Source organism: Stomatobaculum sp. F0698 (genome assembly GCF_030644385.1).
GTDB lineage: Bacteria > Bacillota > Clostridia > Lachnospirales > Lachnospiraceae > Moryella.
Genome location: NZ_CP130060.1, coordinates 66,048 through 88,529 on the forward strand (window position 1 = coordinate 66,048; position 22,482 = coordinate 88,529).

20 protein-coding genes are annotated in these 22,482 nt (G+C 57.5%); 17 read left to right on the plus strand and 3 right to left on the minus strand.

The window, feature by feature from the left end; translation table 11 throughout:
- The first annotated feature begins 6 nt into the window (after window positions 1–6).
- The 15 genes from QU660_RS00310 to QU660_RS00380 all read left to right on the plus strand — a co-directional run bounded on the left by QU660_RS00310 (window position 7) and on the right by QU660_RS00380 (window position 18,384).
- A complete protein-coding gene (locus tag QU660_RS00310; RefSeq protein WP_304946365.1) occupies window positions 7–894 on the plus strand; it encodes a hypothetical protein in 888 nt (295 codons plus the stop codon).
- A complete protein-coding gene (locus QU660_RS00315) occupies window positions 894–2,240 on the plus strand; it encodes a replication-associated recombination protein A (protein WP_304946366.1) in 1,347 nt (448 codons plus the stop codon). The genes QU660_RS00310 and QU660_RS00315 overlap by 1 nt, the downstream gene beginning before the upstream one ends.
- The gene (gene rho, locus QU660_RS00320) at window positions 2,221–3,528 is read left to right on the plus strand and encodes a transcription termination factor Rho (RefSeq protein ID WP_304946367.1); all 1,308 of its coding nucleotides are present in this window, start codon (window positions 2,221–2,223) and stop codon (window positions 3,526–3,528) included. The genes QU660_RS00315 and rho overlap by 20 nt, the downstream gene beginning before the upstream one ends.
- 130 nt (window positions 3,529–3,658) lie before the next feature.
- Window positions 3,659–3,865 carry a 50S ribosomal protein L31 gene (gene rpmE / locus QU660_RS00325; RefSeq protein WP_009532823.1) on the plus strand — a complete coding sequence of 69 codons (207 nt, stop codon included), beginning with the start codon at window positions 3,659–3,661 and terminating at the stop codon, window positions 3,863–3,865.
- A 78-nt stretch (window positions 3,866–3,943) separates the two neighbouring features.
- Window positions 3,944–4,918 (plus strand): DUF1385 domain-containing protein, encoded by a 975-nt coding sequence (locus QU660_RS00330; protein ID WP_304946368.1) that lies wholly within the window; start codon window positions 3,944–3,946, stop codon window positions 4,916–4,918.
- Entirely contained in the window at window positions 4,915–5,787 is an 873-nt protein-coding gene (prmC, locus tag QU660_RS00335; protein WP_304946369.1) for a peptide chain release factor N(5)-glutamine methyltransferase, read from the plus strand. Before QU660_RS00330 ends, prmC begins: the two co-directional genes overlap by 4 nt.
- Entirely contained in the window at window positions 5,747–6,856 is a 1,110-nt protein-coding gene (gene prfA, locus QU660_RS00340) for a peptide chain release factor 1 (protein ID WP_330693218.1), read from the plus strand. Before prmC ends, prfA begins: the two co-directional genes overlap by 41 nt.
- A gap of 41 nt (window positions 6,857–6,897) precedes the next feature.
- Entirely contained in the window at window positions 6,898–8,139 is a 1,242-nt protein-coding gene (locus tag QU660_RS00345; protein WP_304946370.1) for a galactokinase, read from the plus strand.
- 216 nt (window positions 8,140–8,355) lie between these two features.
- Complete coding sequence (locus QU660_RS00350) at window positions 8,356–9,672, plus strand: substrate-binding domain-containing protein (protein ID WP_304946371.1); 1,317 nt, start codon at window positions 8,356–8,358, stop codon at window positions 9,670–9,672.
- A 70-nt stretch (window positions 9,673–9,742) separates the two neighbouring features.
- Window positions 9,743–11,251, plus strand: coding sequence for a sugar ABC transporter ATP-binding protein (locus QU660_RS00355; protein ID WP_304946372.1), 1,509 nt, complete (start codon window positions 9,743–9,745; stop codon window positions 11,249–11,251).
- Window positions 11,252–11,266: 15 nt separating this feature from the next.
- The gene (locus QU660_RS00360) at window positions 11,267–12,949 is read left to right on the plus strand and encodes a galactose/methyl galactoside ABC transporter permease MglC (RefSeq protein ID WP_304946373.1); all 1,683 of its coding nucleotides are present in this window, start codon (window positions 11,267–11,269) and stop codon (window positions 12,947–12,949) included.
- 70 nt (window positions 12,950–13,019) lie between these two features.
- Window positions 13,020–14,639 (plus strand): response regulator transcription factor, encoded by a 1,620-nt coding sequence (locus QU660_RS00365; protein WP_304946374.1) that lies wholly within the window; start codon window positions 13,020–13,022, stop codon window positions 14,637–14,639.
- A complete protein-coding gene (locus QU660_RS00370) occupies window positions 14,636–16,426 on the plus strand; it encodes a cache domain-containing sensor histidine kinase (protein ID WP_304946375.1) in 1,791 nt (596 codons plus the stop codon). The genes QU660_RS00365 and QU660_RS00370 overlap by 4 nt, the downstream gene beginning before the upstream one ends.
- Window positions 16,423–17,346: a sugar ABC transporter substrate-binding protein gene (locus QU660_RS00375; RefSeq protein WP_304946376.1), complete on the plus strand. Its 924-nt coding sequence runs from the start codon at window positions 16,423–16,425 to the stop codon at window positions 17,344–17,346. Before QU660_RS00370 ends, QU660_RS00375 begins: the two co-directional genes overlap by 4 nt.
- A 12-nt stretch (window positions 17,347–17,358) precedes the next feature.
- Entirely contained in the window at window positions 17,359–18,384 is a 1,026-nt protein-coding gene (locus QU660_RS00380; protein ID WP_304946377.1) for a galactose ABC transporter substrate-binding protein, read from the plus strand.
- On the opposite strand, the gene QU660_RS00385 is transcribed toward QU660_RS00380, so the two are convergent.
- The 3 genes from QU660_RS00385 to QU660_RS00395 all read right to left on the minus strand — a co-directional run bounded on the left by QU660_RS00385 (window position 18,318) and on the right by QU660_RS00395 (window position 20,102).
- Window positions 18,318–18,905: a DUF6553 family protein gene (locus QU660_RS00385; RefSeq protein WP_304946378.1), complete on the minus strand. Its 588-nt coding sequence runs from the start codon at window positions 18,903–18,905 to the stop codon at window positions 18,318–18,320. The genes QU660_RS00380 and QU660_RS00385 overlap by 67 nt on opposite strands.
- Before the next feature lie 117 nt (window positions 18,906–19,022).
- Window positions 19,023–19,580, minus strand: coding sequence for an NADH peroxidase (locus tag QU660_RS00390; RefSeq protein ID WP_304946379.1), 558 nt, complete (start codon window positions 19,578–19,580; stop codon window positions 19,023–19,025).
- A gap of 93 nt (window positions 19,581–19,673) precedes the next feature.
- Complete coding sequence (locus QU660_RS00395; RefSeq protein ID WP_304946380.1) at window positions 19,674–20,102, minus strand: Fur family transcriptional regulator; 429 nt, start codon at window positions 20,100–20,102, stop codon at window positions 19,674–19,676.
- A 164-nt stretch (window positions 20,103–20,266) separates the two neighbouring features.
- On the opposite strand from QU660_RS00395, the gene QU660_RS00400 reads away from it, so the two are divergent.
- Together QU660_RS00400 and QU660_RS00405 are read left to right on the plus strand one after the other, a co-directional pair.
- Window positions 20,267–20,980: a S1 RNA-binding domain-containing protein gene (locus QU660_RS00400; protein ID WP_304946381.1), complete on the plus strand. Its 714-nt coding sequence runs from the start codon at window positions 20,267–20,269 to the stop codon at window positions 20,978–20,980.
- Window positions 20,981–21,069: 89 nt separating this feature from the next.
- Window positions 21,070–22,476 carry an aminopeptidase gene (locus QU660_RS00405; protein ID WP_304946382.1) on the plus strand — a complete coding sequence of 469 codons (1,407 nt, stop codon included), beginning with the start codon at window positions 21,070–21,072 and terminating at the stop codon, window positions 22,474–22,476.
- Window positions 22,477–22,482 lie beyond the last annotated feature (6 nt).

The following is a 22,482-nucleotide window of genomic DNA, read 5'->3' on the forward strand; positions in this document are numbered from 1 at the left end:
CTGGGTTTGGGATTTGGGGTCTGTGCGGCACTGCCGAGCAATGTGCGCGCAGAAGAGCAGAAGCTGATACAGACGGTTGAAAATCGCCTGCATCCGGATAGCGCAGCGCTTCCTCGCAGGGCTGAATACGGGTATGTGTCGGAGGACGCCAATGCGGTCATTGCGCGTCTGCTTTCCTACGAGACAGATGCCGAGCGCAAGGAGATGCGCAGGCAGTTCTATCTGAACAGCGTCTGGTATCGTCAGGACGCGCAGTATGTCGATGAGAACGGCAAGCCCTATCTCCTGGTCTATGAGGGTGCGGCTTCCGACCGGAAAAAGCTGAGCTATGAATTGCTCGCAGGTCTCCCCTTCTTTTCAAATGCCAATGTCTTGATTACGACCAAGGGCGATAAGCTGATTGCGGCCGTTGAGCTGGGGCGGCCCTTTTCGGAGGCGGAGGCCTACCGGAATTACCGGAACTTACTCCGTCTGCAGGGCCTCACGGAAGAAGTGAAGGCGCAGACCGCGGGTAAGACCCAGCGGGAAAAGGCGCAGTTTATTTGCGACACGGTCGCAAAGCGCCTCAACTACGACTACAGTCTGCAGCAGAACTGCCTGCAGGATGTCGTGGTATCGCAGCGCACGGCCTGTGTGGGCTATAACGGTTTGACCGAGCTCCTGTTTCGGAGTGTCGGACTCTCCTATGTGAACATGATTGCAAACAACCGGGAGACCGGTGTCATGCACATCTTCGGAACATCCAAGATCGACGGAAACTGGCTGATCTTTGATACGAGTAACTACGACAACGAGAGCGGCCCCCTTGATACGAGCTATATCTTCTCGGAGCTTGAGCATGAGGCAAAGGGCTACCGCGACTTTAAACTCCTGCAGGGAGAGAGACTGAACTGATGGACCTCTTTGACTATATGCGCGAGAATGCGCTCCGGCAGGAGGCACCGCTTGCCGTGCGCATGCGGCCCCGAAGCTTGGAGGAGATTGCGGGGCAGACGCATATCCTCGGCGAGGGAAAGCTTCTGTACCGTGCCGTGCGGGCGGATGCCGTGGGATCCATGATTCTCTACGGACCGCCGGGCAGCGGAAAAACTACGATTGCGGAAGTCATATCCCGCGAGACCAAATCCGAATTTTGTCGCCTGAACGCGACGACGGCCGGCAAAAAAGAGATGGAGGAAGTGATTCAAGAAGCCCGCGAGAACTTTGGGCGCGGCAAGCGAACCCCCCTCTTTGTCGACGAGATACACCGCTTCCACAAGGGGCAGCAGGACTTTCTGCTCCCCTATGTGGAGGACGGCACTGTTGCGCTGATCGGCGCGACAACCGAAAATCCTTTTTTTGAAGTCAATGCAGCGCTGCTTTCGCGCTCCCGCATTTTTGAATTGAAACCACTTGCGGCGGCGGATATCGCAGCGCTGCTTCGTCGTGCCATGGCGGATAAGGAGCGCGGTTACGGGAACTGGCGCGCCGAACTCACGGAGGAGGCCTGCGCCTTTCTTTCGGATGCCGCGGGGGGCGATGCGCGGACCGCGCTGAATGCGCTGGAACTCGCGATGAAGACGACGCCGCCGGATGCGGACGGCGTGATTAGCCTTTCGCTGTCCGTTGCGGAGGAGAGCATACAGAAGCGCGCCGTACGCTACGACAAGGACGGCGACAATCACTACGACACGATTTCCGCCTTTATCAAGAGCATGCGGGGCTCGGACCCGGATGCCGCAATTTACTATCTGGCGCGCATGCTCTATGCCGGCGAAGACCCGCGCTTTCTCGCGCGGCGCATTGTAATCTGTGCGGCGGAGGATGTGGGAAATGCGGACCCGATGGCGCTGGTGGTCGCGGAGAGCATGGCCGCGGCGCTTGACCGCATCGGCATGCCCGAGGGGAAGCTCTTACTCAGTCAGGCCTGCCTCTATGTGGCCTCGGCGCCGAAATCCAATGCGGCGACCACGGCGATTTTTTCGGCACTGGAGCTCGCGGAGCGCACGGCGACGGCGCCGATTCCGCCTTATTTACAGGATGCCCACTACCGCGGGCATGAGCAGCTCGGCAGAGGCAAGGGCTATCTCTATCCGCATGACTTCCCGGGCAACTATGTGGCCCAGGACTATCTGCCGGAGAGCCTGCGGGGAAGCGCACTTTACCGACCGAGCGACAACGGAAAAGAAGCCGAAATCAAAGCGCGGCTTAAAAGGCTGAAGACAGCGGGAGAGGAGGGCCATGACGGAAGAAAGACTTGAGAGCCTAAGCCTCACGGAACTCAGAGAGCTCGCGAGAGAGCGCGGCCTCTCCGGCGTGAGTGCGCTCAGAAAGCAGGACTTGATTCAAAAACTGAAGGGAGAGCCGCGGAGCCGAATTGAGCAGGCGGTCTCCGAGCTTCCGCCCGAGCTCCGGGAGGCGGCGGACGGCGGAAACCTCGCCTCGGGCCTTTTGGAGATTGTGAGCGAGGGGGGCTTCGGCTTTCTCCGCTCGGCGAATTACCTCCCGGGCGAAGAGGATGTCTATGTCTCGCCCTCGCAGATACGGCGTTTTCGTCTGAGAACCGGAGATCTGGTGACCGGGGTGAAGCGCCTTCGCGGCGAAAAGGAGCGCTACAGCGCCCTGCTCTATGTGAATACGGTAAACGGCGTGCGCGCAGCGGAGCTGCGCCGCGCAAACTTTGAGGAGATGACCCCGATTTTTCCGAGCGAGCGTATACCGCTTTCGGAAGGGGCTGAGTCCACGCTTTCCCTCCGAGTGATCGACCTGATTGCGCCGATCGGCAAGGGGCAGCGCGGTCTTATCGTCGCGCCGCCGAAGGCCGGCAAAACCACACTCTTAAAGGAAATCGCGAAGGCCGTGCGGCGCACGCGTCCCGAGATTCATCTCATTGTGCTTTTGATCGACGAGAGACCGGAGGAGGTCACGGACATCAAGGAGTACATCGCGGATCCGGAGGTCGAGGTCATCTACTCGACTTTTGACCGGGAGCCGGAGCAGCACAGAAGGGTTGCCGAAATGGCAATCGAGCGGGCGCGCCGCATCACGGAGCAGCACAGGGATGTGATGATACTGCTCGACTCGATTACGCGCCTTGCGCGCGCCTACAATCTCACGGTCACGCCTTCGGGGCGCACGCTTTCGGGCGGTCTGGATCCGGCCTCGCTCTATATGCCGAAGCGTTTCTTCGGCGCGGCGCGGAATATGCGGGAGGGCGGAAGCCTCACGATACTCGCGACCGCTCTTGTCGAGACCGGCAGCCGCATGGACGATGTTATTTACGAGGAGTTCAAGGGCACCGGCAACATGGAGCTCATGCTGGATCGCCGCCTTGCGGAGCGGCGCATTTTTCCGGCAATCGATATCGCGCGGAGCGGAACCCGGAGAGAGGAGCTGTTGCTCTCTCCGCTTGCGCAGAGCAGTGTCGCGAAACTCAGGAGGATGCGGGGCAACGGCAGCGGGGAACAGCAGACGGAACAGATATTGGAGCTCTTTTCGGAGAGTGCGGACAACGAAACCCTCTTAAAACGGCTTCGGGACGGCAAATAAAAGCGTTTTCCGGACTTGCGGAGCGTTGACAAGCATGTTATACTGTGAAAGCTGTTTTTCTATGGGAATGGGAACGGAAAAGCGGTTCGCCGCTTTCATAAAAGATCAAGATTAAAGTGAGGTGAAACAAATGAAAGAGGGAATCCATCCGAATTACTACCAGGCAACGGTGACTTGCAACTGCGGCAACACCTTTGTGACCGGTTCCACGAAGCCGGAGATTCACGTTGAGGTCTGCTCCAAGTGCCACAGCTTCTACACCGGTCAGCAGAAGACCGCCGGCGCGCGCGGACGCATTGAGAAGTTCAACAAGAAGTACGGCGTGAAGGGCGAGTAAAAAATAAACAGGGGACAGGGGCTGAGGGTAGACTCAGCCCCTGTTTTACGTTAAAACGCTTCAGAGAGGAGGCGAAGTATGGCGAAACAAAAATACTCCGGCATCGGCGGACAGGCGATACTGGAAGGCATCATGATGAAGAACGGGGAGTATTACGCCTGCGCGGTGCGCCGCGAAGATAAGAGCATTGCGGTGGACCGGCAGCGCTACGTGAGTCTCACGGATCGTTATCCGCTCTTTCGACTGCCCTTTGTGCGCGGCGTGTTCAGCTTTGCGGATTCCATGATACTCGGTATGCGCGCGCTGAACTGGTCGGCGGAGATTTATGCGGAGGGAGAGGAGGAAGAGGAGGAACCCTCGAAGTTTGAGCGCTTCCTTGAGAAGGCCTTCGGCGAAAAGGCCATGAAGGTGATGATGGGTGTCATCATGGCGCTTTCCTTCCTCGCGGCCATCGGCATTTTCATGCTGCTGCCCATGTTTCTGGCGGGACTTCTGCGCCGCGTTCTCGCAAACGAGACCTTGATTGCGGTTTTGGAAGGCGTATTCCGCATTCTGATTTTTATCCTCTACATCAAGGCAATCTCGCGGATGGAGGATATACACCGCACCTTTATGTACCACGGGGCCGAGCATAAGTGCATCAACTGCGTGGAGCACGGGCTCCCGCTCACGGTCGAGAACGTGATGAAGAGCTCCAAGGAGCACAAGCGCTGCGGGACCAGCTTCATCCTGATTGTGATGATGATCTCGATTCTCTTTTTCATTGTGATACGGCCGGAGACTCTTTTACTCCGTGCGGTATCGCGCATCCTCTTAATGCCGGTGATTGCGGGCGTCTCCTATGAGTTTCTCCGCTTTACAGGCACGCATGACTCCGCATTCGTGAATGCGCTGAGTCGTCCGGGCATGTGGATGCAGGGACTTACCACGACGGAACCGACGCCCGAAATGGCGGAAGTCGCAATTCAGGCGGTCGAGGCGGTTTTTGACTGGAGAGAGTATCTGAGAAAGAACTTTGATGCGACGTTTCCGGAGACGGAGACAAACGCATGAGTGCAGAGACCCTTCGGGAAGCAGAGCGCCGCGGGGCGGAAACCCTCGCGGCGGCGGGCAGAGAAGAAGCCGCGCAGAACGCGCGGCTTCTTCTCTGCCATGTGCTGAACTTTAACTTTACGGATTATGTGCTCGCGCGGGAAGACTTGCTTTCGCCGCACGACGCCGTGCGCTACGAGGAATTGCTTACGCGCCGGGCAAGCGGCGTGCCGCTCCAGTACCTGACAAGGGAACAGAATTTCTGCGGCCTGTCCCTCTATGTGGATGAGCGGGTACTGATTCCGCGCCAGGACACCGAGTGTCTGGTCGAGGAAGTACTGCGGGACGGGGCGCGGGGAGCACTCCTTGACCTCTGTACGGGAAGCGGCTGCATTCCGCTGGCGCTTCTGAAGCACGGGAACTTTTCGTGTGCGCTCGGCGCGGACATTTCTGCGGAGGCGCTTGCGGTCGCGGAGATAAACCGCGCGCGTACGGGCCTGCCGCTTCTCTTCCGGCAGTCGGATCTCTTTTCGGAAATTCCGGAGCGCTTTGATGTGATCACGGCTAATCCGCCCTATATCGAGAGCGCGGAGATAGAGAGCTTGAGCGTTGAAGTGCGAGATCACGAGCCGCGGCTTGCGCTCGACGGGGCGGCGGACGGCCTCGCCTTTTACCGCCGCCTCGCTGCGGAGAGCGGCGCACATTTAAAGCCGGGCGGCAGACTTTATCTGGAAATCGGCATGTCGCAGGGGGCGGCGGTGGCTTCGCTTCTCGAGGCGGCCGCATTTTCGGACATACAAATCATTCGGGATCTCGCGGGGCGGGATCGCATTGTGAAAGGGAGCATGCATGCTGGAGGAACATCTGAGCGAGGCGCTGCGCCGCTATGAGGAAGTGATGGCAGAGCTCTCCGTGCCGGAAACCCACGGAGACAGCGCGCTCTTACAGCGACTTTTAAAGGAACAGGCGGAACTTTCTCCCCTGGTCTCCTGTGTCGAGGCACTGCGTAGCGCCGAACAGAGGGAGGCGGAGGCGCTCTCCATGCTCGGCGAGGAGAAAGACGAAGAGCTTAGGGCGCTCGCGAAGGAGGAGCTTTGGGAGGCGCGGCGCGAAAAGGAAGCGCAGGCGGCAAAACTCAAAGAATTGCTCCTGCCGAAGGATCCGAACGACGAGAAAAACGTGGTGCTCGAGATTCGTGCGGGCGCGGGCGGCGATGAGGCGGCGCTCTTTGCGGCGGAGCTTTTTCGCATGTACCGCCAGTACGCGGAACACCGCGGCTGGAAGGTTGAGATTGATGACTTCCACGAGAGCGGGCTCGGCGGCATGAAGGAAGTCATCGCGACGGTGCGCGGGCGGGGCGCGTTTTCGCGGCTCAAGTTTGAGTCCGGCGTGCACCGCGTGCAGCGCGTCCCGGCGACCGAGGCGGGCGGGCGCATCCACACGAGCACCGCGAGTGTGGCCGTGATGCCGGAGGCGGAAGAAGTCGATGTGCAGCTTGATTTAAAAGATGTGCGCATCGACGTGATGCGTGCATCCGGAAACGGCGGTCAGTGCGTCAACACGACGGATTCGGCGGTGCGCTTAACGCACTACCCGACCGGCATTGTGATCTACTCGCAGACCGAGAAGTCACAGCTCCAGAATAAGGAGAAGGCCTTCCGCCTGCTTCGGAGTAAGCTCTACGCGCTGGAACTCGAGCGGCGGCAGAATGAGACCGCGGAGGCGCGGCGCGCCCAGATCGGGAGCGGCGACCGCTCGGAAAAGATACGAACCTATAACTTTCCGCAGGGGCGCGTGACCGACCACAGGATTAAACTCACGCTCTACAACATAGAGCGCGTCATGGACGGCGATTTGGATGAAATTCTGGATGCCCTGATTCACGCCTCGCGCGCTGCGGAGCTCGCCGGAAGCGCCGACTCGGAAAGCGCTGGAAAAGGGAGCGGGAATTCGCTATGATGAGACTGGCATCGCGATAAAGACCTAAGGGGGACAGAAAAATGAACGAGACTAAGCCCGGCATTGAGGCGCTCTACGGAGAAGAGAGCGAGAGCGCGCGGAAGCGCTATGCGCATTTGCAAGAAAAGTTTACGGAGGAATTCGGCGCGGCAGAGCTCCGCTATTTCTCCGCGCCGGGAAGAACGGAGATTATCGGAAACCACACGGATCACAACGGCGGTAAGATACTGGCGGGCAGCATTACGCTCGACACCATCTGTGCCGCGGCACCGACCGATGACGGTATTATTACGATTGTGAGCGAGGGCTATCGCCCGGTCTCGGTAGACACCAAGGCGCTCTCGGAGACCCCGAAGGAAGACGGTTCCAGGTCCCTGGTTGCGGGCATGGCGGAGGCTGCGGAGAACTTCGGTTACAAGGTGGGCGGTTTTCGCGCCTATGTGACGAGCGAAGTCATTGCCTCGGCGGGCGTTTCGAGCTCGGCTTCGTTTGAGATGCTGGTCTGCACCGTACTCAATGCCTTTTATAACGAGGGCAAGATGAGCATTGCGGACTATGCGCGCATGGGCCAGTACGCGGAGAACCACTGGTGGAACAAGAGCTCCGGCTTAATGGACCAGATGGCCTGCGCGGCGGGCGGCGTGATTTTTCTCGATTTCTCCGAGGGAGTCCGCTACGAGACCATAGACTTCGCCTTCGACGACTACGACATGGATCTCTTTATCCTGAACACCGGCAAGGGGCATGCGGATCTCACCGAAGAGTACTCCTCCATCCCGCACGAGATGTATGCGGTCGCGGAAAAGCTCGGCGAGAGCCGGCTTGCGGATGTGAGCGAACTCGTGCTGCTCACGACCCTCGGCGGCATGCGGGAAAAACTCGGAAACGACAGAGCCCTGCTTCGCGCCCTGCATTTCTTCGAGGAGAACAAGCGCGTCGATGAGGCGCGAGAGGCGGTCGCTGCGGGCAACAGCGACAAGCTTTTACAGCTCATGGGGGAGAGCGGCAAGTCCTCCTACGAGTGGCTGCAGAACGCCTACTGCACCGAGGATACGAAGGAGCAGTCGATTCCGCTGGCCCTCTGCCTCACGGAGCTTTTCTTAAAGCGCTGTGCGCGCGGCACCTGCCGCATCCACGGCGGCGGTTTTGCCGGTGTCATCATGGCGATACTCCCGAAGGAGGAGCGCGAGGACTACACGGCTTTCATGTCGCAGTTCTTCGGCAAAGAGAATATCTACCGCATGGGTCTGCGCCGTTACGGCGCGGTGGAAGTGAGTCTCTGAGGAGAGTGCACAAAAAATTCACCGAAGCTTGTACAAAATGACGGGTAGTTAGAACTAAACACTTGGTTTCGCCGATAGAATCAAGGTGGCTTTCGAAGAAGAATAGGATTTTCTAGGAAAAGTATAGAAAATCCTATTTTTTTTTGTGCCTCGACTTGGTATTCTTGTCCCATCACTGAAATGCGAATACGCATACAGAAAGAGGAGGAGTCAGATATGAAGAAGGCAATTAGCATCATCGCAGCTGTGGCGATGGCGACCACGATGCTTGCGGCTTGCGGCGGCGGCGGCAAGACCGAGAGCAGCTCCGCAGCGGCAAGCGGCAGCGAGAGCGCAAGCGAGACCATGGCTGCGGGCGGCGAGACCGGAATGGTTGCAAACAAGGATAAGCCCTTGGTTTGGTACAACCGTCAGCCCTCGAACAGCTCCACGGGCGAGCTCGACAAAGAGGCACTTCACTTCAACGACAAGACCTACTATGTCGGCTTCGACGCAAACCAGGGTGCCGAGCTCCAGGGTGAGATGATTGTCGAGTACATCAAGAAGCACGCTGCCGAGATCGACAAGAACGGCGACGGCACGATCGGTTACGTCCTTGCTATCGGGGATATCGGCCACAACGACTCGATCGCTCGTACGAGAGGTGTCAGAAAGGCACTCGGCACGGCGGTTGAGAAGGACGGCGCAATCGATTCCACGCCGGCAGGCACGAACGTCGACGGAACGGCAACGGTTGTCAAGGACGGCGAGATCGAAGTTGACGGCAAGACCTACAAGGTCAGAGAGCTTGCTTCGCAGGAGATGAAGAACGCAGCGGGCGCAACCTGGGACGCTGCAACGGCAGGAAACGGCATCAGCACCTGGGCTTCTTCCTTCGGCGATCAGATTGACATTGTCGCATCGAACAACGACGGCATGGGCATGTCCATGTTCAACGCTTGGTCCAAGGAGAAGGGTGTTCCGACCTTCGGTTACGACGCAAACTCCGACGCTGTTGCTGCGATTCCGGAGGGCTACGGCGGCACCATCAGCCAGCATGCAGACGTTCAGGCTTACCTCACGCTCAGAGTGTTGAGAAACCTTCTCGACGGTGTGGATGTCGACACGGGCATCGGCACGGCGGATGAGGCAGGCAATGTCCTCACCGCGGCAGATTACAAGTATGTGCCGGAGGAGAGATCCTACTACGCACTGAACCTTGCGGTCACCGCAGACAACTATAAGGACTTCGCGGATGCAACCAAGGTCTATGCACCGGTCGCAAACAAGCTGGATGCAACGAAGCATGCAGAGAAGAAGGTCTGGCTGAACACCTACAACGCGGCGGATAACTTCCTTGGCTCTACCTACAAGCCCCTGCTGAAGAACTACGAGGCGCTGCTGAACCTGAAGGTCGATTACGTGGATGGCGACGGACAGACCGAGTCCAACATCACGAACCGCCTCGGCAACCCGAGCCAGTACGATGCATTCGCAATCAACATGGTGAAGACGGACAATGCAGCTTCCTACACCGCAATTCTGAACCAGTAAACGAAGCTTGTGTTTTGGGGGTATCGGGGGCACACCTGATACCCCTGTTCTAATTATTGGGAGAAGAACCATGTCAGATCAAAAAGAAGATATCATCTTATCCATACGAGGTATGTCGAAGTCCTTCGGCAGAAACCGCGTTCTGGATCACATTGAGCTCAATTTGAGACGGGGCTCCGTCATGGGGCTCATGGGAGAGAACGGCGCCGGAAAGTCCACCATGATGAAGTGCCTCTTCGGAAGCTATCAGAAGGACGAGGGCGAGATCATTCTCGACGGACACGAGGTCTCGTTTTCGGGGCCGAAAGACGCATTGGAAAACGGAATTGCCATGGTTCATCAGGAGCTGAATCAGTGCCTGGAGCGCTCGGTTGTGGACAATCTCTTCCTCGGGCGCTACCCCGTGAATTCCATGGGCATTGTGGATGAGGCGAGAATGAAGAAAGAGGCTGCGGAGCTCTTCCGAAGTCTCGGCATGACCGTGAACCTGACCCAGCCGATGCGCAACATGTCTGTCTCACAGCGGCAGATGTGCGAGATTGCAAAGGCAATTTCTTACAATTCCAAGATTATCGTGCTGGATGAGCCGACCTCCTCGCTCACCGAGCCCGAGGTCAGAAAGTTGTTCGCGATGATGCGGAAACTCCGGGATCAGGGCATCTCCCTCATTTACATCTCGCACAAGATGGATGAGATTTTTGAGATTTGCGACCAGGTCTCGGTGCTCCGAGACGGCAAGCTGGTCATGACGAAGGACACGAAGGACACCGACTTAAACGAGCTGATCGCAGCCATGGTCGGACGCTCGCTCGAGAATCGTTTCCCGCCGGTCGACAATACGCCGGGCAAGGACATCCTCTCGATTCAGCACCTCTCGACCAAGTTCGAGCCGCACATTCAGGACGTGAGCTTTAATGTCCGCGAGGGCGAGATCTTCGGTCTCTACGGCCTGGTCGGTGCGGGCAGAACGGAGCTCCTCGAGACCATTTTCGGCATACGCACCCGCGCTGCGGGCCGCGTCTATTACGGCGGAGAGCTCATGAACTTCAACTCGGCGAAGGAGGCCATGGAGCACGGCTTCGCGCTGATCACCGAGGAGAGAAAGGCCAACGGTCTCTTCCTCAAGGGAGACCTCACCTTTAACACGACCATTGCGAACCTGAAGCACTATAAGAACGGTCCGGCGCTCTCCGAGCAGAGGATGACAAAGGCGACCACGAAGCAGTTAAAGACCATGCGCACCAAGTGCATGGGCCCCGAGGATTTGATTTCGAGTCTCTCGGGCGGAAACCAGCAGAAGGTCATCTTCGGCAAGTGGCTCGAGCGAGAGCCGCGCGTCTTCATGATGGACGAGCCGACCCGCGGCATCGACGTCGGCGCGAAATATGAGATCTACGACCTCATCATCCGCATGGCGAAGGAGGGCAAGACCATCATCGTGGTTTCCTCCGAGATGCCGGAGATTCTGGGAATCACGAACCGCATCGGTGTGATGTCGAACGGCTATCTGTCCGGCATTGTCGAGACCAAAGAGACCAATCAGGAAGAACTGTTGCGTCTCAGCGCAAAGTACCTGTAAAGTGAGGAGAGAGTTATGAGTCAGTTAGGAAATGAGAAGGACGCTGCGATGCGCGCCGAGGAAGAGGCAAAGCTCCTCGAGCCGATTCGCGCACATGTCGGAGAGATACAGGCTAAGATCGACGCGCTCCGGAAGGACGGCAGCGATCAGGTACAGAAGCTGAAGAATCGCATTCAGCTCTTAAAAGAAGACAAGCACATCCAAAAGGACAAGAAGGATGCGCTGATCGCCGAGGCAGCTGCGGCGCTCACGGCGGCACAGGCGATTGAGAGTAAGAACCAGGCCGAGGTCTCGGGGCTCGTTGCCGAGGCAGAGAGTTACTTAAAAGAGCACTATGAGAAGGATTATCTGGGCCCGGTCACCGAAAACTGCAAGAGAGACAAAGAAAACGCAAAGGCACGCTATCAGGCGCGCGTCGCAGAGCTCGGCAAGGAGCATGAGAAAGAGCTTGCCCGTCTCCGCGCAGAGGGCGGTGCGGATTTGCAGCAGGAGCTGAAGGACGAGAACTACGTCTACAAGAATAAGCTCTTCGATGCAAAGATTAACTACGAGCAGGAACTGCAGGCAATCAAGGACAGAAGACACGAGGCCTTCGCCGAGCAGTATCACATGATCGATTTGCTCCGAATGTCCCGCTTCACCTTCGGACAGGCGCAGGCACAGCGCATCGAGAACTATAAGTACACCTTTAACCAGCGCCAGTTCCTCTTGAAGAACGGTCTCTATATTGTCATCGTGATGATCTTCATTGCGCTGAGCATTGTGACGCCGATTGTGAAGAACACCCAGCTCTTTACCTACAACAATGTCCTGAACATTCTGCAGCAGGCGTCTCCGCGCATGTTCCTTGCGCTCGGCGTTGCGGGTCTGATTCTCCTGACCGGTACCGACCTCTCGATCGGAAGAATGACCGGTATGGGCATGGTCGCCGCGACCATCATCATGCACAAGGGTGTCAATACCGGTGCGGTCTTCGGCAAGATTTTTGACTTTACCTCCCTGCCCTATGTGGGAAGAGCGGTGCTTGCGCTTCTTACCTGCATTGTGCTCGCAACCTGCTTTACTTCGATTGCCGGCTTCTTCACGGCGCGCTTTAAGATGCACCCCTTCATTTCGACCATGTCGAACATGCTGATTATCTTCGGTCTCGTGACCTATGCGACCAAGGGTGTGTCCTTCGGTGCCATTGAGCCGGGCATCGCTTCGATGATTGTTCCGAAGGTGAACGGCTTCCCGCTCATCATTGTCTGGGCCCTCGCGGCGATCTTGATTGTCTGGTTCATCTGGAACAAGACCCGTTTCGGAAAGAATCTCTACGCGGTCGGCGGCAACCCGGAGGCGGCTTCGGTCTCGGGTATCTCGGTCTTCGCGGTCACGATGGGCGCCTTCATGATGGCAGGTGTGCTCTACGGCTTCGGCGCATGGCTTGAGTGCGCACGCATGGTGGGTTCCGGTTCGGCGGCTTACGGCCAGGGCTGGGACATGGACGCAATCGCGGCCTGCGTGGTCGGCGGCGTTTCCTTCACCGGCGGTATCGGTAAGATTTCCGGCGTTGTGGTCGGCGTGCTGATTTTCACGGCACTCACCTATTCGCTGACCATACTCGGTATCGATACCAACCTCCAGTTCGTCTTTGAGGGTATCATCATCCTGACGGCTGTCACCCTGGACTGCTTAAAGTACGTTCAGAAGAAGTAAAGTTTCGCAAAAGGCGCAAAGAGCCCGCATATGTTATACTGAAACCGCAGCGAAAGCTGCGGTTTTTTGAATGGGAGGAAAGACCATGCTCTATTCCTGCATGTTGGTGGACGATGAGGAAGATGTAATCAGTGCAATACGGCAAACCATAGACTGGGAGAGTCTGGGCTTCTCCGTGCCGCGTGAGGCGCACAACGGGCTTGAAGCCCTCGAGTTTGCGGAGGAGACCGCGCCGGATGTGGTTTTGACCGATATCAAGATGCCCTATATGGACGGGCTTGAACTTGCGCACAAATTAAAGGAACTCTACCCGAATATACGCATTATCGTCTTTTCGGGCTTTGATGAATTTGAATACGCCCGCGAGGCCCTGCGCCTTGAGGCGGAGGAGTATATGTTAAAACCGGTGCACGCAGCGGAGCTCTCGAAGCTCTTCCTCCGGATACGGGAGAGTCTGGATGCGGAGCGGGCAGAGCGACAGAACCGGGAACAGCTGCAGGCCTATTACGAGAAGAGTCTGCCGCGGCTGCAGGAGAGTTTTTTTGTGTCTCTTCTGGACGGCAAGATTCCGGAGGAGGAGATTGCGCGGCAGGCCGAGGACTATCAGCTGGAACTCGGCGCTTCTCCCTGTGCGGCGGCTGTTATCCACACGGGGAGCGCCGGGCTTCCGGACGGGGTCAGTGCCGTGATGATTGCTGCTTCGGTGCGGCGGCTTGCGGAGGAGAGCCTGGGACAGCGCTTTCACGCACGCTTTTTCGGCTACCTCGGCAATACAGTCATGCTCGCGGAACTCGGGGAGACGGAACAGCTTCGCTTTCTCACCGATGCCTGCGACCGCTTTTGCCGGCTCGCGGCGGCAAAGCTCGGTGCGACGGTCACCATAGGGGTGGGAAAGGTCTGTGCGGCCTTTCATGAACTCAGAGACTCCTACACCGGTGCCCGCAATGCGCTCTCTTACCGCATGATATACGGGACAGGTAAGGCAATCAGCATTTCGGAGATTGCGCCGCAGGAGAAGAACGGCACCGATCTCTCGGAGCGGGAGTCCATGCAGGACATCTTTCGGAAGATGCGCATGGAAAAGGAGGAAGAACTCAGTGCTGCGATTGCGCGCTACATTGCGGAGAACGCGGCGGCACAGGCCTCGGTGCAGGAGTACCGCTTTTTTGTGATGGAGACCGCCGGAGAACTGTATCGCTTCGCAAAGGACAATGCGCTGAGCGCCGAAGAGATTTTCGGCGACAACGACGCGATGTACCGCATTTTACAGCAGTTGGAACCCGGCGAACTGACGCGCTGGATGGATGAGGTCTGCCGCAAAATGCGGGAGATGATACAGCATAAGCGGGCGGACAGCGCGAGGTCCTTTGCGGCGCGGGCAATCGATTATGTCAACGAGCACTACGCCGAGGGCGAACTCACCGTGGATGCGATGTGCTCGCATTTAAACGTGAGTGCCGCCTATTTTTCGACCATTTTTAAGCGCGAAACCGGAAAGACCTTTGTGCAATACCTGACCGACCTCCGCATGGAGAAGGCGGTCGAGCTGCTGCTCTCGACGAGCGAGAAGACCTATATGATTGCGCGAAAAGTAGGTTATGCGGACCCGAACTATTTCAGCTATGTCTTTAAAAAGCAGTTCGGCATGTCGCCGAGCAAGTATAAGGACAGCCGGGGGAGCGAGGCATGAGGGTACCGGACTTTTTTGGAATACCGCGCTCCATCCGCTTTATTATCGTGGTCTCCTTTACGGCGGTCTCGGTGAGCATCACGGCCTTGCTCGGCGTGGGGCTGTACCGCATCTTTGCGCGGCACACGGAGCAGCTACTCACCGAGAGCAGCGCCCAGCTTTTGCACCGGGTGTCGGAAAATCTGGGCGATTACCTCAGGAACATGCGATCCCTCTCGGACGCAGTTTACTATGCCTCGATTAAGAGTAAGGACTTTGCGAAGGAAAACACGAACCGGGAGATGGAGCTGCTCTACGAGGCGAATCGAGACGATCTGATTTCCCTTGCGCTCTACCGTCGGGACGGGACCTTGCTCGGTGCGGCGCCGGTTGCGGTGGAGAAGCAGGATACGGATGTGCGGCAGCAGAGCTGGTTTCGGAGTGCGGCGGCCAAGGTGGAGAATTTGCATTTCTCGACCCCGCATGTACAGGACCTCTTTGACGACCCGAGTTATCGCTACCACTGGGTCATTTCGCTGAGCCGTGCGGTGGAACTAAACGAAGGCGGTCAGAGCAGTGAGGGTATACTGCTGGTCGATATGAACTATAAGAGCGTCGCGGACATGCTGGACGATGTAAACCAGGACAGCGCGGGACGCTATGTCTATCTCTGTGACAGCCGCGGTGAATTGATTTACCACCCGCGGCGCATGCAGATTGACGCGGGACTGGTCGCGGAGAACAGCGTTGTTGCGGCGAACTATGCGGACGGCGCACACAGCGAAATTTTTCAGGGCGAGCGGCGCGAGGTTGTTGTGGAGACTGTAAGCTACACCGGCTGGAAGCTGGTGGGGGTGATTCCCGGGACCTATTTTGCGCTCGGTCTTCTCAATGTGCGGCAGCTTGCGCTCGGGCTTGTGCTCTTTACGGCGGCGGCGCTGGCGCTTGTCAACCGACTGGCGGCCACGCAGGTCTCAAAGCCCCTGGTGCTGCTCAACGAGTCCATACGGAAACTGGAGCTCGGGCAGGAGACCCAGGTCTACATCGGCGGCAGCGCCGAGGTGCGCCATCTCGGACGCACCCTGCGTTCCTATGTGAAGGAGATTCAGCTCCTCATGCGGGACATAGTGCGCGAACAGGAGGAGAAGCGAAAGAGCGAGCTCGACGCGCTGCAGTCCCAGATTAACCCGCACTTTCTCTATAACACCCTGGACTCCGTGGTTTGGATGATCGAAGGAAAGCGCCACGAAGATGCCGTGCTCATGATTACCCGGCTCGCGAGCCTCTTCCGCATCAGTCTGAGCGGCGGAAAGACCGTTATCTCGATGGAGGCGGAACTGCAGCACGCGGAGAACTATATGAACATCCAGAAGGTGCGCTTTAAGAACAGCTTTCGGATGCGCTACGAAATCGATCCGGCGGTGCGGAACTACTGCACGGTCAAACTGATACTCCAGCCTATACTGGAGAACGCCATTTACTACGGCGTGAAGGGCATGGAGGATGAGGGAGAGATTTTGCTCCGCGCGGAGTTAACGGACGGAGAACTGGTGCTCACCGTTCGGGACAACGGCTACGGCATTCCGGCGGAGGAAGTGCTTCTGCTCTTAAAAGAGGGAGAACATCGCCCGAGTCGCGGTTCCGGCGTGGGGCTTTTGAATGTACAGCGGCGCATTCAGCTGCGCTTCGGTGCGCAATACGGTCTCCGCATCGAGAGCGAGCCGGATGAGGGAACCGAAGTGCGTATATGCCTGCCGGCCATTCCCTACAACGAAGAAAACAGACAGCGGCTTGAGGAGGGACGATGAAGCGGCAGACAGTGGTTTGGATTGCGGCAGCCGCGGCGGCGTTCGCCGTGCTGCTCCCGCTCTTTTTGGTGCGCACGCGCTATGCTTCGGAGCAGGCGGGGAGAAGAGCGCGCATTGCGGTGCTCACGCGCCGCGAGGCGGATGTCGGCACCTCGGTGCTCTTTGCGGGAATGGAAAAGGCGGCGGAGGACGGCAAACTGGTGCTGAATTATGTGATGGTGCCGGAGGATGCCGACGCGGAAGCAGAGCTGAAACTCGCGCGACAGGAGATTGAGGACGGCGCGCAGGCGCTGATCATAGAGCCGGTCGCTTCCGAAGGCAGCGGCAAAATGGCGGAGGAACTGTCTCAGCGCGCCGTTGTCGTATTGCTCGGCGAGCGCGCCGACACGGAGGCCGCGGGGCGTTTCGGCTCTGTCAGCGCCGATAACTATGCAATCGGCGTGGCGCTCGGGAGAGAAATTCGGAAAGGTGCGGCAGAGACAGGGGGCAGTGTGGCCCTGCTTCCTGCCGCGGGTTCTCGGGGCTCGGTGGAACAGAGACGACGGGGCGTTTTGGAAGCGCTGCGCGGAAGCGGCATTTCGCTGAGTGAGGAAGCGGAAGGCGCCTCGATTGTCGCGGGGCTTGAGGACAGTGCGCTCACGGAGGCCCTTTCGTATGCGCTCACGGCAAAGGAACGGCCCCTGGTCTACGGCGTCGGGAACTCAAACCGTAATCTCTACGGTTTGGACCGCGGCGACATTCGCGCGATGATAGTCATCAATGAGTTCAACATGGGGTATCTTGCGGTCGCGGAGGCAAAGAAAAAACTCTCGAGCAGGCTCCGGGAAATGGAGCAGCTGAGAGTCGGCGATACCCTGGTATCAAGAGACAATATGTACAGTGCAGAAAATCAGAAATTACTCTTTCCGCTGGTGCGGTGAAAGCGAGGCAAGATGCGGAATCGAATGCGGCTCCTCATACTCTTCCTCATGGCGCTCCTCTGTTTTACGGGTTGCCGGGACCGGAAGACGGAGGGCAAAAAGAAGGTGCGAATCGGCGTGAGTGTCTACGACGGCTACGACACCTTTATCTCGGAACTCACGACTGCGTTTCGCGAAGAGGCGGCCAGAGAGGCGCGCAGTGTGCAGATTGAACTCAGCGATGCGGGGCGCAGTCAAGAAGTGCAGGATAAGGCTGTGCGGCAGATGCTCGACAACGGCTGCGACATCATCTGCGTGAATTTGGTCGACCGGACGGCGCCCGGAAAAATTATCGACATGGCAAAGAAAAAGAACGTGCCGATTATCTTCTTTAATCGCGAGCTGGTCGAAGAGGATTTGGAGCGCTGGGACAAACTCTACTATGTCGGCGCCGATGCCAAGGAGTCCGGCGTATTGCAGGGTGAACTCGCGGCAGCCTACCTAAAGGCACATCCGGAGGCGGACCGGAATCAAGACGGCGTGATTCAGTATGTGGTACTGGAAGGAGAGGCCGGGCACCAGGACGCCATCCTAAGGACCGAGTATGCGGCCTCCACCCTGAAAGAGCAGGGCATTGCGCTCGAAAAACTGGGCTATGCGCTTGCAAACTGGAACCGCTCCCAGGCGCAGACCCAGGTACAGCAGCTGCTGCAGAGCTACGGGGCCCAAATTGAACTGATACTCGCAAACAACGATGACATGGCGCTCGGCGCCCTGGATGCTTACCGGGCGAGCAACATCCCCCTGCCGCCGATCTTCGGAATCGACGGAACCGAACCCGGGCTCGCGGCGGTGCGCGATCAGAGTCTCACGGGAACCGTCAAGAACAACGGAATCGGTCAGGCTGAGGCCATGCTCTCTCTGGCGCTTTCCCTCGCCGCGGGAGAAAAATCCGCTTACACGCTTGACCGAGGCAAGTATATTCGGATACCCTACGAGGCGGTAAGCGCGGACAAGGACTCTTCCATGACCGTGCGTAGCACGGAGCTTTCGCGCTGAAGAGAAAAGCGAGCGGGGAGTTCCGTCATGATTTGATGCAGTTCCTCGTGGAGGCGCCGCACAATCATCTCCTCCGGCACAGGGACCAGACCGAAGACACGGCTCCGGTAGGCGGGATCGCGGAGGCAGCTTCGAAAGAGGGTGTCCGCAAAGTCTCGCCACTCGGCGCAAAGCAGCGCCGGAAAACGGGGACTCTCGCTGATCGGTTCAATTAAAAAATCAGGAAGAAGAAGGGCTGCGAAGGCGCGCAGCACTTCTTTTTTTTGTTTGCCGCGCGAAAGAAAACCGCTGTCTCTGGCATAGGTTACGCGGAGGTCCATGAAGGCCGTGAGAAAGCGGTCGGAAACCGTTTGCCGTCGCTCGGGGCGTTCGCCGAAGCGAGCGCTGAGAAGGCGGGACAGCAGGTCGAGCGTCTCGCGTTCCTCGGCACCGAGTTCGGCCGCCGACGCGCGCTTGGCCAAAAAGAGAGAGCGTTCCCGCGCCGTGGGCAGCGCATAGTAGCTTTTCACCAAGTCATTCATACAAGATTATCCTCCCGCATATGCTGCTAAGAGCGTAGCAAAAAAGCGTGAAATAGGCAAAGAAAAAGGCTGTAAGAACCCATGGAGGAAGGTTCTTACAGCCGTTCGGGGAAAAAATTACTTATTCTCGCCGAAGTATCTGTTCAGCAGGCCAAGGAAAGCTCTGCCGTGTCTCGCCTCGTCGCGTGCCATCTCGTGGACGCTGTCGTGAATCGCATCGAGGTTCTGCTTCTTTGCCATCGTCGCAAGATCGACCTTGCCCTGGGTCGCGCCGAACTCTGCTGCGACTCTCATCTCAAGGTTCTTCTTCGTGGAGGAGGTGACAACCTCACCGAGCATCTCTGCGAAGCGTGCTGCGTGATCCGCCTCTTCAAGAGCCGCTCTTCTCCAGTACTCACCGATCTCCGGATAGCCCTCGCGGAAAGCCACGCGGCTCATAGCGAGATACATACCGACCTCGGAGCACTCTCCCTCGAAGTTCGCGCGAAGGCCTGCCTTGATCTCCTCATCGACATCCTTTGCGATGCCGACCTGGTGCTCTGCAGCCCAGACCATGTTGCCGTCTTCCTTCACTTCCTCGAACTTGCTCGCGGGAGCCTTGCACTGAGGACAGGCCTCCGGCGGATTCTGACCCTCAAAAATATAACCGCAAACCGTACATCTCCACTGCTTCATAATCGTACTCTCCTTTACTATGTGTTTTTTGTTTCATTGCCTGACATTTTCAAAAAGCATCTCTTCCGCCGAAGCGGAAGAGACGGCGCGTCCTCAGAGAGGCGCGGCTACCTGTTCCCGGGAGACCGTCCCCTTTGCAGCCGCCTGACAGCTGCTGCAAATACCGTAAAACACGAGGGCGTGGCACTCAACAGATCCGATTCCCGTCTCTGCCGCGAGCGCATTCAGCTGGTGATCGGTCTCCAAGGGGAGATCGACCACACCGCCGCAGTGCTTGCAGACAAAGTGACAGTGGTCGGAGGTGTCATAGTCGTAATGCTCTGTGCCGCCTTCGCAGTGAATCTTTCGAATCTGCCCCAGTTCTGCAAGCAGGTTCAGATTGCGGTAGACGGTGCCGAGGCTGATGCGGGGGTACTCCTCGCGGAGATCCCGATAAATCATATCCGCCGTCGGGTGATCCAGACGGGAGGACAGATTCTTCAGGATGGCATCCCGCTGTCGACTGTGCTTCCGTATTTTCATAGATGCCTCCAACAATAATAGGAACTGTTATTAGTATACTCGTTTTGTATGCAATGTCAAGAGGAAATTAAGACAAATATAATCAGACCTTTCGGAGCGATGAATAATGTGCTATACTCATTGCAAATAACGGCCTTTTGGCTGGATTCGGGGGAGGTAACAAAGTGGCAGAAGAGAGCATGAAGGATTTCGAGCAGGAAATCAACGAGTCGTTTAAGACCGCAAAGAAGGTTGAGAACGAGGACGGCGGCAAGTGGGAGCGCCTTCAGAGCCTTGTGGAGAGCAAGGAGCAGTTCAACGTTAAGATCATCGAGGTGGTGAAGGGCGGCTGCATCGCGTATCTTGAGGACACGCGCGCATTCATTCCGGCAAGCCAGCTTTCCTCGAGCTATGTTGAGAAGCTCGAGGATTTCCAGAACAAGCACATCGACGTGATTGTGATCACGGCGGATGCGGAGAAGAAGCGCCTGGTTCTTTCTCACCGCGCAATCGAGCAGGAGGAGAAGGAAAAGGAGAAGGCTGCGCGCCTCGCCGAGCTCAAGGTCGGCGACGTGGTGGACGGCAAGGTCGAGTCCCTGAAGGACTACGGCGCATTCATCGATCTGAACGGCGCAACGGGCCTTTTGCACGTTTCGCAGATTTCGAGAAAGAGAGTCAAGACGCCGGCGGATGTCCTCAAGGAGGGCCAGGAGGTCAAGGTCAAGATCATCAAGATCGGCGACGGCAAGATTTCTCTTTCCATGCGCGCACTCGAGGAGCCGGACGATCACTTCACCGGCAGAAACAACACCTTGGAGGAGACCGGAGGCTTTAAGTACGAGGAGAAGACTCGTGCTACGACGAACCTCGGTGATCTTCTGAAGAACATCAAGCTTTAAGTCATAGTATCCTATTTCGAAATGAGAAACCGTCAGCTTATGCTGTCGGTTTTTCATATCATAAACAAAGAAGCGGAAAGGAGCACGAAATGGCAGACAAGGAACTGAGCAAGGGCAAGCAGTTGGAGAAGGAACTTTGCTGGGAGTATCCGAACATCGCAAAGAAGGCGCCGGAGCAGAGGGAGAAGGCGTACGAATTTGCAAAGGGCTATATGGAGTTTCTCGGGTCTTGTAAGACAGAGCGCGAATGTGTGAAGTTCGCGGAGAAAATGTTCTTAGAGGCCGGCTATGAGCGTTTCGATTCCAAGAAGAAATATAAGGCGGGAGACAAGGTCTTCTCGACCAACCGCGGCAAGGCAATGGCAATCACGGTGTTCGGCACCAGATCTTTGGCGGACGGCGTGCGCATCAACGGCGCGCACATCGACTCCCCGCGCATCGACCTGAGACCGAATCCGCTCTATGAGTCGAATGACATTGCACTCTTTAAGACCCACTACTACGGCGGCATCAAGAAGTACCAGTGGGGCAGCATGCCGCTCGCAATGCACGGCGTTGTCGTGAAGAAAGACGGCACCACGGTCGAGATTACGATCGGTGAGGACCCGAGCGATCCGGTGCTTTACATCACCGATCTCCTGATTCACCTCTCAAAGCAGCAGATGCAGAGACCGCTCTCCGAGGGTCTTCGCGGCGAGGAGCTGAACATAGTGCTCGGCACGACGCCCTACCCGGACGAGGATGTGAAGGAGCCGTTCCGCCTGGAAGTGCTCCGCTATCTGAATGAGAAGTACGGCATTACCGAGCGCGATTTCGCGAGAGCGGAGATTGAGTTTGTGCCGGCTGCGAAGCCGCGCGACATCGGCCTTGACCGCTCGCTGGTCGGCGGCTACGGCCAGGACGACAGAGTCTGCGCGTATGCGGCGCTCATGGCGCAGCTTGCGACCGAGAATCCGGAGTACACAACGGTCACGATACTCACCGACAAGGAAGAAATCGGATCGAACGGCAACACCGGCTCCGAGTCGAACTTCCTCTATGATTACATCGGCTACCTCGCACAGGCGGAGGGTGTGGATCTCAAGGATGTGCTCGCGCATTCGGCTTGCCTCTCGGCGGATGTGAACGGCGCTTACGACCCGACCTTTGCGGATGCGTTCGAGGCGAAGAACTCGAGCTACTTAAATCGCGGCGTGGTGCTCACGAAGTACACCGGTTCCGGCGGTAAGTTCGGCGCAAGCGATGCGAGCGCGGAATTCATGGCAAAAGTGATTGATATCATGGATGCGAACGGGGTATACTGGCAAATCGGAGAGCTCGGTAAGCTGGACCTCGGCGGCGGCGGCACAATCGCGGGCGATGTGGCGCGCCTCAATGTCGATGTCGTGGACCTCGGTGTCGCGGTGCTCTCGATGCACTCGCCCTTTGAGGTGACGAGCAAGTTGGATATTTACAATATGTACCTCGCATTCAAGGCGTTCTATCCGGAAGTCTAAGCGCCG